A 16349-nucleotide genomic window follows, 5' to 3' on the forward strand; every position below is an offset into this window, starting at 1 on the left:
GTGCATCATCAGCCGCAGAACCTGTAGTGGATTTGTGGGGAACCCACAGGGTTTTTCCCCGATTGCGACCGATTATGGCTTTAGGGTTTCCAGAATTTAATTTTTTCCAGGTGGCGCTCTATATCATCCATGTCATCATCTCCAAGTGTTGAGTCAAAGTTCTTGCTGATGATTTTTCTTACTTTGGCAAGGCGCTGAGTAACCTTTTCATTATCAATAAAGTCGGTGGTGGCCTTCCGGTAATCTTCGACGGGTTTATCCGCGTAGTAGCTTCCCATTTTGTGTAGTGAAATTAGGATGAACTCGATGTCTGCTAGAACTTCGAGTGCATCCTTTCCATTAAGAACTATCTGTTTGTTTTTTTCTAGCATCATTTCCGCCGGTTGAATGTTGGATTCTCTAGCTTCACATTTCCTTTAATCGTAAGCTCCATTGTGCCGTATCTAGGGTTTTTTACCCATTCAAGTTGAGAGTCCGGCACGTCTGTTTCAATGTAGTCTCTGCCGCGTCCTCTGCCAATTTGATACTTATCTTCAGCATCTAGTTGACTCAATGGCTTTTTGTTGGCAGGTTCCACGTAGACACGATTGTTATCCTGAGCTTGGATTGCTCCATCACGTTCGATGCCAGTGGATCCCTTTCTGTTGGTGTAATGCCGGACGCGAGTCGTACTTTCTCCGCGTGGTGCGGGAGCAGGTACTGCAGGTGCGCCTTCATTGACTCTCGCTTTTTCTGTAGGGTTTCCGACATTACCCGTAGATTTGGATTTTTTCTTTGGGCACTCACTATTCAACCCCAGCGGATCCACCCACCCCGTAGGGTTGGGCACGTACTGGTAGCTATTCAACCCACCCGCAAGCTTGATCGGATCCGGCGTCAAAAACCGTCCAGTCCCCGGATTGTAGTAGCGGTGCCGGTTGTAATGTAACCCTGTCTCGGCATCGAAATACTGACCCTGGAATCGCAACGGGTTATCGATCTCGCTGACGTCCAGCGCGGCGAGATTACCGTAGGCTCGGTACTTCGCCGACCACATGATTTCACCGCTGTAGTCGGTGAGTTCCTGCGGTGTGCCGAGGTGGTCGAGTTGGTAGTAGAACGGTGTTGCTTTACGTGGGCCTTCGCCATCGAGCATCGCCAATGGGCGGAAGCTGCCCGGTTCGTAGATGTAGCTGCGGTAACGGTTTTCGGCGCTTTCGGCAATCAGGCGTTCGCCTTGCCACAGGAATTCGGTGATGTGGCCGTCGACGGTTTTTTCTATACGTCGACCGAAGGCATCGTACTTGTAGGTTGCTGTACTGCCACCCGGCAGGCTAACGCCGATCAAGCGGTGCTGGCAGTCGTAACGATACTCGGTGACCAGTTTCTGTAATGTGCCACGGCGTTCGCGACTCAGGTTGCCGTACGCGTCGTACTCGTAGTGACGATCACCCTGCATCAGCAGGCGGTTGCCTTTGACGTTGGCGAGGTTTGCTGTGCCTTCATTGCTTTGGCCCAGCAGGTTGCCCGTCGGGTCATGGGCGAAGCTTTCCGGAGTAGCACCGCGCACGCTGATGAGTCGATCGAGCGGGTCGTAGTGGTAGCTGCGATTGCCTTTGCGGCTGTCATCAATGCCAGCGAGGTTGCCGTTGGCATCGTAATTATAACGACGCTGGAACAGGTTCTTGTCTCGCTGGCCAACAGTGTGGGCTTGCAGGCGGCCTTGTTCGTCGTACTGGTATTGGTTGAGCAGCAAACCTTGCTGACGTTTTTGTTCGCGCCCAGCACTGAACTGGTGAGAGGTCAGACGCGAGCCATTGAGGTCGATGTTGCTCAGTTGCCCGCCCGGTTAGTGACGGTAATCGAGTTTGCTGCCGTCAGGAAGGCGGCAGTGTTTGACCTGACCAACGCTATCGTACTCGTAGCGCAGGGTGGCCCAACCTTGGTGTTCTTCGATGAGGCGGTCTTGTAGGTCGTATTTGTAGGCGAGCGGCCAGTTGCCGTCATCGACGTTTATGAGGCGACCGAGGGCGTCGTAGCTGTAGTGGATTTCTTCGCCATCGGCCAGGGTTTTCACCAGCAGCCGGCCAGCAGCATCGCGCTGATACTCTGTGACCAGTTCGCTGCCATCGTCGCCGAATTCGGTTTTCTTCAGCAGTTGGCCGTTGAGGTCATACTCGTAAGCCGTGCGACGACCGTCGAAGCCTGTTTCCTGCTGGATCAGGCCGTTTGCGTAGTAGTCGAGGTGATATTGCTCGCCGCGCTCGTTTTCGATTTCAGTCAGCAACAGACGTGAGTTGTCATAGCGATAGCGCAGTTGGCTGCCGTCCGGATTGATGCGGCGGCTGACCAGATGCAGGTTGTCGGCGTATTCGTACCGAGTGATGCGGCCGAGTTCATCGCGTTCAGCGGTGACATTACCGTAGGCGTTATAGGTAAACGCACGGGTTGCACCGCCCGGCAGTGTGACTTGGGCGAGGCGATTGGCTGCGTCCCACTGGTATTGGGTAATGGCGCCGGATTCTTCCTGGCGGGTGATCTGCCGACCCAGCGCGTCGTAACGATACTTGCGCTGGCCGCCATCGGGCAGGCGTTCTTCCAGCAACTGGCCGAGGTTGTTCCAGCCGAGTTGATGACGGCTGCCGTCCGGGTGGAGAATCTCCAGCAGGCGCCCCTGAGGATCGTAGCTGTAGAGCGTGGCATTGCCGTCCGGGTCGATTTGCTGGGTGATATCGCTCTGACGGTTGCGTTGGTACTTCCAACTGGCTTTGCCGCGATGAACATCACTGACGAAGCCGTTGATGTATTCGTACGTTGTGGCTTCGTCTTCCGGCGGGATAACGGCAGTCATCAAGCCGTTGTCGTTGGAGAAAAGGGGACAGATTTATTTTCAGTTTGTAGAAAATAAATCTGTCCCCTTTTGTCCGTCCCCTTTTGTCCAATATTAAGGAATCAAGTCGCGTCTAGAGCTTTAAGTGTTTCGGGCCGTTCTGGTCTTTTGTCTTTCGATTCGGGCATGTTGTACGCGGCAAAGCCGTGGCCTTTATGCGTTTTTTATTGTTGCAATAATAAGTAGTAAAAAGACCTAAGGTTTCCGGGGGGTTACATTTTTTACGAAGGGTCTGTTTTTGACTGCGTAAAGATTACGCTATTTTTATTTTATTCAGGGCGTGATATAACGCTTTTTCAAGTTCGGCCCAGGTTTTCGCACTTTCGCTGTATATTGGCGACTCCCAGTTTTGATCTGAGATTAGCGAGATTCTAAAGGCGCCATTTTCGCTGAATTCTGGGTACCATCCAATATCGATTATTTGTTCGAGTGGCAGTGATGCTTGTAAAAGGTCTTCTTTGAGTTCGTCGGTTATAAGTGTGATGTCGGATCCAACTAGTGTGGAGAGATCATCGAAGGTTATTGTTCCGCCGAGCGTTGTTATCTTATTAATGTTCATCGCTTATTTTTTCTTCTTGGTTAGCCTTTTGAAGGCGTCTTCAGATATCGGATGTCCATGTATGGTATTCGCACTCAATTCCACCCTCATGTACCGGGTTTCTTTTTCGTCGTTAGCGCCGATCAGAAAAGGGGACAGATTTATTTTCATTTTAGAGAATAAATCTGTCCCCTTTTTGGTCACCTTTTTACAGTGGGTTCCGTCGAAAGAGTTAGAGGCTCTCTATATTGGTTGGGCCGCCGTCATCAATGAGTTTTCTCATGCGGCGATTATAGGGTTCAAGGTCTTGAACATTATTGTTGGCTTCGATTGTTTTTCTCAGAAAGGTCATGATATGTGAAATTTTCTGTTTCTCACTATCAGCAGCATCGCGTACAAGATCAAATCCATCTTTTGACAAGAAAGGATGTTTATTTCTTAGGTAGTAATAGCAGCCAATGTTTTCAAGCAGGTCGCTAGCGTCATTTTTTGTAAGCTCAACCGAGTTTAAGTATACGCTAAATGCATTCCTCAATATTTCGATCGGGCTTTCTAGCGATTTTAAATAGCCGCATAGTCCTTGCCAATTTATGATATGCAACTGGGTTCCCCAGTCGGGGTCTCTTGTGAAATATTGGCCATTACCTCTGAAGTAGTCAGGGAGTTCATTCTTTTTCAACGCTATTTCAAAGTTGGTTGTCATTGAAGTTGTTCCCAATCGTCAAATTGGCTTAGAAGCTTGTTCATGTCGGCGCCGTGGTCGATTTTTTCAGAGCCAATAAGAGCGGCCTCTTTTGTGTCGCTCTTCGTCTCACCTCCAGGAACCCATTCTTTAGGATAAGCGCCTGCTTCATTTCCATTTGGTATTTCGTATTTGAATCGTGGATCGTCAGGTTTTATTTTTACTAAATAAATTTTAGCTGATGATAGATCGCAGAAAAGGGGGACAGATTTATTTTCAGTTTGTAGAAAATAAATCTGTCCCCCTTTTGGTCTTTTTATTCGTTTGGTTCGCTCCTTTTTTAAAGGTTTTTAATGGTGTGAGGTTAAGATAAGTACCAAATCAAAAACTCAAAGAAGCTAGCCCATTTTTGCTGTATTTTACCAGCTAGAAAATCATCTCGGTTAGCAAGGCTGAAGTCTAAAACTTCGCCGCTATTTATGTCATACAAGTAACAACCTTCGCCTTGAATGTTGGTGAGGCAGACAAGGTTTTCCGGTAGCTCCCATACTTCGTGGATGAAATTTGTTCCGATTTCGATTTCGTTGCTTGGATCGGCGATGTCACACAATTCTTCATCAGAAGAACTGCTTTTAAAAAAAGTTATTGTGTAGTTTAAAAAAAACTCTGCGAGTTCGCTATTTATGTCTATGTTTAGCTGTTTTAAAGCCTCTGTAACTGATTGCTTGTCTGTTCGAAGGGTATTGCCCGGCTGATTTTCAATTAGTAATTTTAATTTGGTCGGTATCATTTAGCGGCCTCCGCTGCGCGGTCTTTCCAATATTGCGGGACTTCTTTCTTGAAGAGTTCCCTGTTTACAGGCTCATCTGGATGTTGATTGTGGCCATAGGGATGAACCGCTTCCCGGCCTTTACCTTTGAGAGTCGTAAGGTGTGTCTTGCGACTCAACTCAAAAAGCGGTCCCTTTCCGTTCTGCCTTGAGTGATGGAGCTGTAGCTGTTGAGGAACCCCATCTTTCATTATGTAAGGGGCACCGCCTTCTTTTGCTCTGTCTAAGTTCGACATGCCCTTGTGCTCTAAATCCCAGTCAATATCCTGTTGGAAAACCTTATATTCGTTACCGGTGCCTTTACCGCTTGCTTTCCATGTGGTTTCGGTTTTAAAGAACTTTGGATTTTTACCACTCTCGGGTCCAGGGACATCAGGAGCGCCTTCGCTGACCTTTGCGCCATTTTCTGGTGCCTCAAGTCCACTTGGAGGCTTGCACCCATTACCCTCTGGGCAATTATCGAGCCCCAACGGATCCACCCACCCCGTAGGGTTAGGCACATACTGATAGTTGTTCAATCCACCCGCAAGCTTGATCGGATCCGGTGTCAAAAACCGTCCGGTGCTGGGATTGTAATAGCGGTGCCGGTTGTAATGTAATCCCGTCTCGGCATCGAAATACTGACCCTGGAAGCGCAGAGGGTTGTCGATTTCGGCGATGTCCAAGGTGGCCAGATTGCCATAGGCACGGTATTTCGCCGACCACATGATTTCGCCGCTGTAGTCGGTGAGTTCTTGAGGTGTGCCGAGGTGGTCAAGTTGGAAATAGTACGGGGTTGCCTTGACGGGGCCTTCGCCGTCGAGCATTGCCAATGGGCGGAAGCTGCCTGGCTCGTAGATGTAGGTGCGGTAGCGATTTTCAGCGCTCTCGGCAATCAGGCGTTCGCCTTGCCACAGAAATTCAGTGGTCTGACCATCGACGGTCTTCTCAATGCGACGACCAAAGGCGTCGTACTTGTAGCTTGCGGTGCTACCACCGGGCAGCGAGACGCCAATCAAGCGATGCTGGCAGTCGTAGCGGTATTCGGTGACCAGTTGCTGTCCGGTACCACGGCGTTCCCGGGCCAGATTGCCGTAGGCGTCGTAGTCGTAATGTCGGTCGCCTTGCATAAGCAGGCGATTACCTTTGACGTTGGCGAGGTTCGCGGCGGGCAGATCGCTTTGGCCGAGCAAGTTGCCGGCCGGGTCATGAGCGAAGGTTTCGGGAGTGGCGCCGCGAACGCTGACCAGACGATCCAGTGGGTCGTAGTGGTAGCTGCGGTTTCCTTTGCGGCTGTCATCGATGCCGGCCAGGTTGCCGTTTGCATCGTAGGCGTAGCGGCGCTGGAACAGGTTGCGATCCTGCTGACCTACGGTGTGCGCTTGAAGCCTTCCTTGTTCGTCGTACTGGTATTGGCTAAGCAGCACGCCTTGTTGACGCTGTTGTTCGCGGCCAGCGTCGAACTGATGCGTAGTCAGGCGCGACCCGTTGAGGTCGATGCTGCTCAGCCGACCGCCGGACAAGTGGCGGTAATCGAGTGTGCTGCCATCCGGCAGGCGGCAGTGATTGAGTTGGCCGACGCTGTCGTACTCGTACCGCGTGGTGCCCCAACCTTGGTGCTCAGTGATCAGGCGATCTTGTACGTCGTACTCATAGGCGAGGGGCCAGTGGCCGTCGTCAACGTTTACCAAGCGACCCAAAGCATCGTAGCTGTAATGGATTTCTTCGCCATCAGCGAGGGTTTTGACCAGCAAGCGGCCAGAGGCGTCGCGCTGGTACTCGGTCACCAGCTCACTGCCGTCGTCACCGTATTCGGTTTTCTTCAGCAGTTTGCCGTTGAGGTCGTACTCGTAAGCGGTACGACGCCCGTCAAAACCGGTTTCCTGCTGGATCAGCCCATTTGAGTAGTAATCGAGTTGATAATGTTCGCCGCGTTCGTTTTCGATGTCGGTGAGCAGCAGGCGTGCGTTGTCGTAGCGATAGCGCAGCTGGCTGCCGTCCGGATTGATACGACGGCTGACCAGATGGAGATTGTCGGCGTACTCATAGCGGGTGATGCGCCCCAGTTCGTCGCGTTCAGCAGTGACGCGGCCGTATGGGTTGTAGGTGAAGGCACGGGTAGCGCCGCCGGGCAGGGTGATCTGTGCCAGACGGTTAGCAGCATCCCACTGGTAGTGGGTGATCGCACCCGTTTCAGCCTGACGTGTGATCTGGCGACCGAGCGCATCGTAGCGGTACTTGCGCTGGCCGCCGTCCGGCAGGCGCTCCTCCAGCAATTGGCCGAGATTGTTCCAGCCCAATTGGTGGCGGCTGCCGTCGGGATGGCGGATCTCCAGCAGGCGTCCTTGGCGATCGTAGGTGTAATGCGTTGAGTTGCCGTCCGGGTCGACTTGCTCAGTGATGTCACCCTGGTCGTTACGCCAGTAGATCCATTTGGCGGTACCGCGATTCACCACACGGACGAAGCCCTTGTAGTACTCGTAGGTGGTCGGCGCGTCTTCTGGCGGGATCACCGCGATCAAACGGCCGGCCTCGTTGTACTGATATTCAGTGACCGCCCCCATCGGGTCTTTTTCGGCGATCAGTCGGCCTTTGTCGTCATAGGCTTTTAAGTGCTCGGCACCGTCCGGATCAACTTTGGCGACGAGTCGCGCCTTGTCGTCGTGGGTATAGATCTCTTCGCTGCCATCGGCATTGGTAACGGTGACGCTGCCTTTGTCATCCCACGCATAGTGCGCATCCATCTGAGAGAAACTGGCCCAGTGATGGATGCAACGTGCGGACTTGCCTTCCTTTTCCCACTCCCAGTAGAAGCTTGCTCCTCCGGCGAGCTGCCGCTCAAGAATGACGTTCTGTTCGTTGTAGGCATAACGCTCGGACTCTCCCAGAGCGTTTGTGGCTTTGATCAACCGGTGTTGAGCATCGTACTCATAGGTGGTCAGCGTCTGAACGGTGTTCCAGGCGTCTTCGAGATTGTCCGCTGGAATAAACTGCTGATAGTCGATGGCGACAATATGCTTGCGGTCGTACCGCACAAGCAATGCACGACCAGCCCCGTTATCCACGCGCTTGATTCGACCATGGATGTCACGGGTGATGTGCAGGCGATTGTCGTAGTTGTCGCTGATGGCGATCAACGTCGCGCCTTTGCTGTTGAAGCGGAAGTGATAGAACTGCGGCTTTTCGCCGGCTTGAGTCAGTACGAGTTCGGACGGATCGTCGCCAATGAATATGGCTGCTTCCGAAAGGCTATTGGTGATTGCCGGGCGCTGTACGCTGGGCAGCGGAAAAGTGGTGACCCGGTTTTCGTGATCGGTCCACACGACCTCGTCGCCATTGATGTCCACCCGCTGAGCGAGGGCGTGACTCCATCCATAACCTAGACCGCAGTCGATTTCAGCCGCGCTGGTTCGGTAGAGACGAGTCCAGCTGAATGGCAGCAGGCCGCCGAGTTCACCGTCGGTAATGGTTAGCAGCTCTTCACCGGTGACCATCGAGACCGGGCAGCCGTTCGTACAGGTCTTCTTCGCGCAGGTGGCGCTTTTGTCATCGGGCGTCTTGGACTGATCGGGAACGTCGTCGACTTTTTCTTCAGGTTGCAAAGTGGATTGGTTCTTTTTCTTGTCCCTTGGGAACGAAGAGGCGTCTTTGACTTCCTGTTTCGGAGTATCTGCAGTTTTAGGCAGTTGTTTTGCGGGAGACAGTCCCTCTAGTTGGCTTTTGGGTTCAGCCTTGCGCGAGCCAGCCTTTGGCGCTTCAGTGGTAGCTTCATCGATTTTCAGCGCTGCGGTTTTGGCAGGCTTCATCGGCACATTCTTGGCACTGGCGATGATTGGCTTCGATACTTCCGCGTGGGCGGGCAGGGCGTGTTTGTTGCTGAGTGTCATCAAGGTCGACGCAAGGTCTTCAAGATACTTGATGGCTTCTCCGGATTTGACGGTGGAGAGGACTTTGGTGCCCGCTCTCACGGCCAGCCCGGCGCCACCTGTTAGACAGATACCCACCAGTACGTTGATCAGGAATTCCGAGGCAATGGCAGTCATCACGTCGACAACAACCTGCGGCGGCAGCATTCCGACCCAAGCGACAATGGCGGAAACGTAGATGAACATCAGCGGTTCGTCGCTGAGGATCAACAGCCCTGAAGCAATCGACTCCTTGGAAGCAGCGTAAAGCTTGTCGATCTCAATATCCGACAGATACTTTTTAAGTTTTTCGTAGTTTTTCTTTGGATTGGCGAGCAGGTCGAAAAGGCTTTTGATGTCGTCCCACAGCCGCAGCAGCGCTTCTTCGAAACCGTCCAAGGCTCGTTTGAGCAAAATTACCGAACGCCCGGCACGATCCGCTGCAGAGTAACTGGCCCATTGCGGCTTGAACTTGCTCGACCATTCGCTCTGCAACCAGCCATCAAGCTTGCCGATAACGCCTTGATAGGAGTCATAGAGCGCCTTGACGTCGCTCTGGGATACGTTGGGGAAAAAAGTGATGCGGTAAGTCTGACCTCTCTTGGCCCCCTCGATCACTTTGATGCCGCTGGGTCCGATCATGGTTTCGATGACCGGACCGGTAACGTCATCGTAAAAGGTACCCTTGGTGACCGGTTCCAGTTTGACTGGAGTGTTGCCAATCGGCACAAAGCGCGCCGACTCGAACATATGAATCAGCGTGAAATCACCTACCAACGGGCAAGTGGCATAGGTCTTCACCGCACCTGTTTCGGTTTTCCGTTCGGTAATGCTGACTTCGTTGCCGACCTTGAAGGTCTGGTCGACGTCCAGCGCCCAGCCAGTCCAGAAACCGTCTGCCCATTCCTTGTAATCACTCAGGCAGTTTTTGAAGTCTTTGAGGATCAAGCTCACGTCAGGTGTTTTGGCGTCCAGCACACGCAGGACCAGGGTACCAATCGGGGTATTCATGACGTGACTTCCTTTGTCAGCTCTGCGGCGAGACGCTCTGCCATCTCTTCTGTGTTTGGGTTCTGGCGCACGAAGCGCTCAACCTTTCTGCGCAAGTTGGCTTCGGGGAATTCGAAGTACAACTCAGGGCAATCTTCGGATAGCCACTGCATCAGGTTTTCAACGACGGTGGTGTGGTCCTTTTTCGCGAGAGCATCCAAAAGCGTTTGGGGGATCTCCCACCAGGGCCACTCTTTTGCGGGAGGTACCGCTCTTCTGCCGACATCGAGCGTCTGTCCGTTAATCAGGTAGCGTTGGAACACCGGCAGCAATTCACCTGCTGTAGCCCCTAACCCTTCGATGATCGGATGAAAATGTCGACCATCCCAGAACCTGAAAAACACCTCAGTGGCGTCCGGCATTTTTACCTGAGTCAGGCTGCGCAAATGCTCCAGCACCGTTTCCGGCGCGCTGGTGGATACCGCTAGCCAACCCCAATCCAATGCATCGGTTTCAGTAATCCATTGCAGAAAACTGGCATTGGGGCTGATCTCGGCGAGATACGGCATTACAGGAAGCCAATCGGCGTAAGGTGTTCCACCCCATATCGGCTGCAGTTGTGGTGCGGCATCTTGCTGATAGAAAGGCTTGAGCGGCTCGGAATCACTCGCCGCACTGATCACCAGATACAAACGCTCACCAGTCTGCAACGGCTGTTGCGCCAGCCAATCCTTAGGCGTAATTCGATCAGATGGCACAGGCACCTGCCTTGCATTTTTCGCATTCTTCGCAGAATGGCGCGTTGCGTTTGAGGGTGTTGATCTGGGCCGGGGTCAGGACCTGGCCGGCCTTGTCGGCGTCGGCCTGTTTCAGGATGCCGGGCATCAGCGGGGCGGCGCCGGTGCCGCTGCCGGGGCTGCCGCCGGAGTTCATGTTGATCACCGGGCCGCTCAGGGTCACGCCGCCGGCGTCGATCTTGATGAAGCTGCCGCCGCCGATCAGGGTCAGCTCTGCACCGGCTTCCATCACCACTTTCATGCCGCTGCTGAGGTGGATTTCCTGGCCGGCGTCGATGAACTGGCCAGTACCGATCTTGATGTGCTGATTGACGCCCACGGTCAGGTGGTCGTTGGCGCGCGCTTCGACTTTGCGGTCGGCGTAGACGGTGTGGTGTTCTTCGGCCTTGAACTCGCTGTAGCTGTTCTTTTCGACGGTGTCGTGGCGTTCGTTGCCGACGCGGATTTTCTGGTCGTGCTCGACGTTTTCATCCCAGTCGCGCTGGGCGTGCAGGTAGATCTGTTCCTGACCTTTTTTGTCTTCGATGCGCAGTTCGTTGTAGCCGCCACCGCCCATCGAACTCAGGGTCTTGAAGGTGCTGCGGGTCTTGTTCGCCGGCAGCTCATACGGGACGGTGTTTTCCTTGTGGTACAGGCAGCCGCTGATCAGCGGTTGATCGGGATCGCCTTCAAGGAAGGTGACCAGCACTTCCATGCCGATACGCGGGATGGCGATGCCGCCGTACTGGGCGCCGGCCCAGGCGCTGGAGACGCGCAGCCAGCAGCTGGTCTTGTCGTCGGCCTGGCCTTCGCGGTCCCAGTGGAATTGCACTTTGACGCGGCCGTACTCGTCGCAATGGATCTCTTCGCCTTTCGGGCCGGTGACCACGGCACTTTGGCTGCCGAGGATGCGCGGTTTTGGATGGCGCAGGGGCGGGCGGTTCGGCACGTCCCACGGCGTGGCCTGGAAGCGGTTGCGATAGCCCTGGTGGAAATCGTCTTTCAGCGCGGTGGTGTCACTGGTCACCGACTCTTCGAGGACTTGCGGCTGCTTGCCTTCGTGGAGGACTTCGGTCAGTAACCAGAGGTCGTTCCATTTGGCTTTCGGGTGCGCGGTCAGGGCGAGGAAGTGGCCGCTGACCAGCAACGGTTGATCGCTCTTGCCTTCGGCGAGCTGGAAGTCGCTGCGGTGACGTTCGAGGGCGCGTTTGGCCAGGTGTTTGCCGCGTTCGCGGTCGATGAAACGACCGGGGTAATCGTAGTCTTCGAGGTCGGGCAGGGCGTCGCCACGGTTTTCGCTTTCGAGGGTGAGGCGTGGTTTTTCGAAGTCGTAATCGCGACGGGTGGTGCGGCTGGTGCGGGTTTCCAGGCGCAGGTCGAAGCGCTTGATCACCGGGTCGCTGGCGACCATGCCGGAGTCTTGCTGATAGGCCACAGGCTTGAGTTTCGGGAACACCGTCTGGTCATCGCCGAATACCAGTTTGTGCGCCGTCGCCGTGTGCTCGAAGTGGTAGTGGATACCTTCTTCCTCGCACAGGCGCTGGATGAAATGCAGGTCCGATTCATCGTATTGCACGCAGTAGATGCGCTCGGGATAAATCGAACCGGTCTTGAATTCGTAGGCGTTGCTTTGAATACCGTGCTCTTCGAGGACCATACCGATGATTTTCGGCACGCTGAGGTTCTGGAAGATGCGCTGGTTGACGCGATGCGCCAGGTAGGACAGTTGCGGGCGCAGGGTCACCGAATAACGGGTCAGGCGTTTGCCGGAATCGCCTTGCGCGGCGCGGTAGATCTGGCCGTGAATGCCGCTGCCGTCGGGCGACAGCTGCAGGAAGGCCGGTTTGTGCAGCAGGGTTTCGAGGTCCAGCGACGGCTGCTCACTGACCAGCTCCACCTCGAACACAAAAGGCTGGCTGATGGCTTCGCGACCTTGCAGGGTGAATACCTGAAAGTCAGCAGAAAGACCTTCGATGGTCAGAGCAAAGTGGGTTTCATTGGCCGGCGCGAACATCCCTTGTTCCTCGTGCTGTACAGCGGCGTACGTCGACGACCGCAAAACGGCTCAACTTACGCGAAATTCTGGAGGGCGAAAACAACATCGACCAGCAGAGCTGGCCGATGCTTGTAACGATCAGCCGTAATTAAACGACTGGAGCACGCCAGTCATCGGAACCCGAAGTACCGGATACTTCGTGGGTCCAGGTGATTTTACGGTAGGTGAACTGCACTTCTTCCAGGTGGGTGAAGTGCGAGTTGCCTGGATCCTGGCAGTTGTGCATTTTGTTGTTGATGGCGACGATGATCGCGTCTTCCAGTTTGGTGGTGTAGTAGTGCTCTTGGGTGCCTTGAGCAGAAGTACGGAACCACTGGATAACGATTTCGCTCATGCGCTCGCCGGAGGTCAGAGCAGCTTGCAGCAGAGGCGAAGCCTTGTCGTAGACCTTGGTGATCACAACTGGCTTGTGAACGCGCTGACCGGTTGGCTGACCGGATTGTGGGTCACGCGGGATGATCACGTCGTGGCTGAAAGCCTGAACCATAACCTGGTCTTCGTGGCCTTCCTGGTAGGTGTTGCCTACGGAGTCAGCGGTGAAAGCGCCTGCAGTGATCAGGCCTTGTTTTTCGCCGGTAACCGACATGTACGCTGGTGTTGCCATGGGGTGCTCTCCTTGCGGAATAATTTAAGGTGCCCGGGAGGCGAAATCGCCCGGTGGGTGCCTGACTGTTATCAAGGAGCGTGCCAACAATTGTGGCGGCCATACGGGCCGGGGTGTTTGCCCGGTTTTTCCGATGGACGTGCGAAATAGAGCGGCCATCCAAGGCAAAAGTGCGCAAGAAGTTGCGCAGTACTGCGCAACTTCTTGCGCACTTGGCTGCAGGCCTTGTACCACGGTGCTTTCAGAGGTTTTTCCGGTCGATTTTGCAAAACAAGTGCGCAACTTCTTGCGCACAATGGCCACGCGCCATTGTTTGGTCGAGGCGGCTGCTTAAAACTTTTAGATCAAAAGATCGCAGCCTGCGACAGCTCCTACAGGGGAAATGCATTCCAAATGTAGGAGCTGCCGAAGGCTGCGATCTTTTGATTTTTCAACGCGTAAGTTGGGTCAGACACTCATTGATCGAACGCCGCTGCGTCGCCGCATACAACCCCAACTCATCAATGGTCGCGCGCCCCAGCGCCTGCTCGAAGGTCTGCCGATTGGAATGCTCGCCATAATGCGCCTGCGCCGCGTCGCCAAGGTTCGACTGAAAAATCCCTGCCGCACTCACCGGCAGGAAATCTTCGTACACCAACGGTTCCGCTTTCACATAACCATCGCGCAACAAGTCCTCCAGTGACGACTGTCCAAGCCCTACAGCAGCGAGACCTTTTTCCGTGGCGAAATAGCGAAAGTACGCCAACCCTTGTTCTCGCATACCCTCGACACTGTCAGGGAATTCGCCAAAGTGCTGAGCCATCAGCGCGTTGTAACGTACGGCGTTGGCTTCGTTGGGGAAGTCGCCGAGTTCATCGCGTGCGGCATTCAGCAAGCGGTCATACAGCGCCCTGCCTTTGGGCGTGAGTGCCGCGCCGCGCTGTTCGATTTCGCCGAAACGCGCGCTGTGACTGCCACGGGTCACGCTTTGATCGGTGAAGGCAATCGGCTCGTCCAGCGCCTTGAAACTGGTCTGGCGCAAGAGGATCGGGCATTGCCGGCGCGGCGGGCCTTCGATGACCGCTTTCGGGGTGATGCCATGGGCTGGCATTTGCTCCTGGACGCGGTCGATGTCCAGCGTGCGTGGCGTCAGGTGATTGATGTGCGGGCCTTTGAACGCCACGACGTCGGCGATCAAGCGATGTTGCGCGCTCAACGTCTGATATTGCGCAGCGGTCACCGTGGCGCTGTGATGCCAGCGAAAAGTTTCCAGTGCCTGTAAGACGAATGCATCGGCCTCACTTTCACTCAGTCCACCCGCGTTTTCAGCTTGCGCGATCAGGCGCAACGCCTCCGAGGTAAAGATCGAACGCTTGGCCAGCACTGATTCGGCAAAGGCGCGCAGTTGCGCATCCTCAATCAACTCGAGGCGCAACAGCGACGTAAACACCCGAAAAGGGCTGACTTGCAGCGCCTCTTCATGCACCGCGCGAAACGCTGTGGAGTGCACCGGCACGCCCGCCGGGGTCAGGTCGTAATAACCCACCGGTTGCATGCCCATCACCGCAAACAGGCGGGCGAGGGTGGCCAGTTCCGTCGCGGTGCCGACGCGAATGGCGCCATGACGCTCCATGTCCAACCGTTGGATTTCGCCGGTGCTGTCGAGTTGCCGGGCGATGTCTGGCTGACGTGCAAGCACTTCGTGATTGGTTTGTTCCACCAACTCCATCAGCGCGCCGTACAGCGGCACTTCTTCGCGGTACATGTCGGACATCGCTTTGGAGAAGTGTTGGCGGATCAGGTCGGGGCTGACGAACGGCTGCACGGTCATGAAAAAAATTCCTGCCACGGTCACGGAATGGATGAGGGAAAAGATCGCAGCCTTCTCGCACGCGGGCAAACGAAGAATCCTACGAACTTCATTCTGCCAACGACTGATCCACCAGTTCGATCCAGTGCATCACCCGCGTGCGTCCGGCACTGGCCAGATGGCTCTGGCAGCCGACGTTGGAAGTGACGATCAGCTCAGGGCGGCCGCTCTCCAGCGCATTGAGGCGGTTGTCGCGCAGTCGCCGGGCCAGCACCGGTTGCGTCAACGAATACGTACCCGCCGAGCCGCAGCACAAATGGCCGTCGGGCACGGCGGTAAGATTGAAACCCAGGCGCGTCAGCACGGCTTCCACTGCACCGCCCAGTTTCAACGCATGCTGCAAGGTGCAAGGGCAATGCACGGCAATCCGCCGTTCAGTGGCGGCGCAGATCTGTTCGAGCGGTTCCTGCGCGAGTATCTGCACCAGATCCAGCGTCCGCTCGCTAATTTCCCGGGCCTTGGCCGCATACAGCGGATCGTCTGCCAGCAAATGCCCGTAATCCTTGATGAATGCGCCGCAACCGCTGGCGGTCTGCACAATCGCTTCGGCACCGTTTTGCAGGTGCGGCCACCAGGCGTCGATGTTTTGCCGGGCGCGGTCGAGGCCTTTGGCTTGCGCGTCGAGGTGATAGTCCAGCGCGCCGCAACACCCGGCCTCGGCCACCGGCGTGACACTTATGCCCAAGCGATCCAGCACCCGCGCCGTGGCGTCATTGGTGTTCGGCGACAAACCCGGTTGCACGCAGCCTTCCAATAACAACACTCGCCGGGCATGGCGCGGGGCGGGGCGCAAACCGGAAAGCGGCAAGTGCCGCGGAAGTTTGCTTTCAAGCAAACGCGGCAACAGCGGCCGAAACGTCGTGCCCATGCGCAGCAAGCCTTTGAACAACCCCGGATTCGGCGCCAATGCGCGCAAACCTTCGCGCAACAGGCGCTGAGCTGCCGGACGCGGCACCGCTTGATCGACCACCGCGCGGCCAATGTCGAGCAGGTTGTGATAGTCGACGCCGGACGGGCAGGTGGTTTCGCAGTTGCGGCACGACAGGCAGCGGTCCAGGTGCAGTTGCGTCTGCGCCGTCGCGGGTGCGCCTTCGAGCACTTGCTTGATCAGGTAGATGCGCCCGCGCGGGCCATCGAGTTCATCACCGAGCAACTGATAGGTCGGGCAGGTCGCGTTGCAAAAGCCGCAATGCACGCAGGTGCGCAGAATCTTTTCTGCCTCGGCGGCGCGTGGCAGTTGTCGCGATTGTTCGCTGAGGGTGGTTTGCATGA

10 protein-coding genes and 1 pseudogene are annotated in these 16349 nt (G+C 55.3%); all 11 read right to left on the reverse strand.

Features of this window, described 5'->3' with window-relative positions; translation table 11 throughout:
* Positions 1 to 80 precede the first annotated feature (80 nt).
* The 11 genes and pseudogenes from PspS49_RS11280 to glcF all read right to left on the reverse strand — a co-directional run bounded on the left by PspS49_RS11280 (position 81) and on the right by glcF (position 16347).
* Positions 81 to 371: a hypothetical protein gene (locus PspS49_RS11280; RefSeq protein WP_102902781.1), complete on the reverse strand. Its 291-nt coding sequence runs from the start codon at positions 369 to 371 to the stop codon at positions 81 to 83.
* Positions 371 to 2845, reverse strand: a pseudogene (locus PspS49_RS11285) (RHS repeat-associated core domain-containing protein); the annotation flags it as partial. The gene PspS49_RS11280 and the pseudogene PspS49_RS11285, both read right to left, overlap by 1 nt.
* 277 nt (positions 2846 to 3122) lie before the next feature.
* Positions 3123 to 3428, reverse strand: a complete 306-nt coding sequence (locus PspS49_RS11290) for a hypothetical protein (RefSeq protein ID WP_095120213.1) — start codon at positions 3426 to 3428, stop codon at positions 3123 to 3125.
* A gap of 211 nt (positions 3429 to 3639) precedes the next feature.
* Positions 3640 to 4110, reverse strand: coding sequence for a hypothetical protein (locus PspS49_RS11295; protein WP_160039302.1), 471 nt, complete (start codon positions 4108 to 4110; stop codon positions 3640 to 3642).
* Between the two features lie 343 nt (positions 4111 to 4453).
* On the reverse strand, positions 4454 to 4879 hold the full coding sequence (locus tag PspS49_RS11300; protein WP_160039304.1) for an SMI1/KNR4 family protein: 426 nt from the start codon (positions 4877 to 4879) through the stop codon (positions 4454 to 4456).
* Complete coding sequence (locus PspS49_RS11305; protein ID WP_160039306.1) at positions 4876 to 9813, reverse strand: RHS repeat-associated core domain-containing protein; 4938 nt, start codon at positions 9811 to 9813, stop codon at positions 4876 to 4878. Before PspS49_RS11305 ends, PspS49_RS11300 begins: the two co-directional genes overlap by 4 nt.
* A complete protein-coding gene (locus PspS49_RS11310) occupies positions 9810 to 10550 on the reverse strand; it encodes a DUF4123 domain-containing protein (protein ID WP_160039308.1) in 741 nt (246 codons plus the stop codon). Before PspS49_RS11310 ends, PspS49_RS11305 begins: the two co-directional genes overlap by 4 nt.
* Positions 10540 to 12582, reverse strand: coding sequence for a type VI secretion system tip protein TssI/VgrG (gene tssI, locus PspS49_RS11315; protein WP_160039310.1), 2043 nt, complete (start codon positions 12580 to 12582; stop codon positions 10540 to 10542). Before tssI ends, PspS49_RS11310 begins: the two co-directional genes overlap by 11 nt.
* 130 nt (positions 12583 to 12712) lie before the next feature.
* Positions 12713 to 13228, reverse strand: coding sequence for an Hcp family type VI secretion system effector (locus tag PspS49_RS11320; protein WP_007919523.1), 516 nt, complete (start codon positions 13226 to 13228; stop codon positions 12713 to 12715).
* Between the two features lie 430 nt (positions 13229 to 13658).
* A complete protein-coding gene (locus PspS49_RS11325; RefSeq protein ID WP_160039312.1) occupies positions 13659 to 15038 on the reverse strand; it encodes a VOC family protein in 1380 nt (459 codons plus the stop codon).
* A gap of 88 nt (positions 15039 to 15126) precedes the next feature.
* Complete coding sequence (gene glcF / locus PspS49_RS11330) at positions 15127 to 16347, reverse strand: glycolate oxidase subunit GlcF (protein WP_160039314.1); 1221 nt, start codon at positions 16345 to 16347, stop codon at positions 15127 to 15129.
* Positions 16348 to 16349 lie beyond the last annotated feature (2 nt).

The organism is Pseudomonas sp. S49, assembly GCF_009866785.1.
Taxonomy (GTDB): Bacteria; Pseudomonadota; Gammaproteobacteria; order Pseudomonadales; family Pseudomonadaceae; genus Aquipseudomonas.

What these genes read in the sequence shown, in the direction of transcription:
- PspS49_RS11295 (WP_160039302.1), bottom strand. Translation starts at nt 4,110, where the DNA reads ATGACAACCAACTTTGAAATAGCGTTGAAAAAGAATGAACTCCCTGAC.
- PspS49_RS11305 (WP_160039306.1), bottom strand. Translation starts at nt 9,813, where the DNA reads ATGAATACCCCGATTGGTACCCTGGTCCTGCGTGTGCTGGACGCCAAA.
- PspS49_RS11320 (WP_007919523.1), bottom strand. Translation starts at nt 13,228, where the DNA reads ATGGCAACACCAGCGTACATGTCGGTTACCGGCGAAAAACAAGGCCTG.
- PspS49_RS11325 (WP_160039312.1), bottom strand. Translation starts at nt 15,038, where the DNA reads ATGACCGTGCAGCCGTTCGTCAGCCCCGACCTGATCCGCCAACACTTC.
- tssI (WP_160039310.1), bottom strand. Translation starts at nt 12,582, where the DNA reads ATGTTCGCGCCGGCCAATGAAACCCACTTTGCTCTGACCATCGAAGGT.
- PspS49_RS11300 (WP_160039304.1), bottom strand. Translation starts at nt 4,879, where the DNA reads ATGATACCGACCAAATTAAAATTACTAATTGAAAATCAGCCGGGCAAT.
- glcF (WP_160039314.1), bottom strand. Translation starts at nt 16,347, where the DNA reads ATGCAAACCACCCTCAGCGAACAATCGCGACAACTGCCACGCGCCGCC.
- PspS49_RS11280 (WP_102902781.1), bottom strand. Translation starts at nt 371, where the DNA reads ATGCTAGAAAAAAACAAACAGATAGTTCTTAATGGAAAGGATGCACTC.
- PspS49_RS11290 (WP_095120213.1), bottom strand. Translation starts at nt 3,428, where the DNA reads ATGAACATTAATAAGATAACAACGCTCGGCGGAACAATAACCTTCGAT.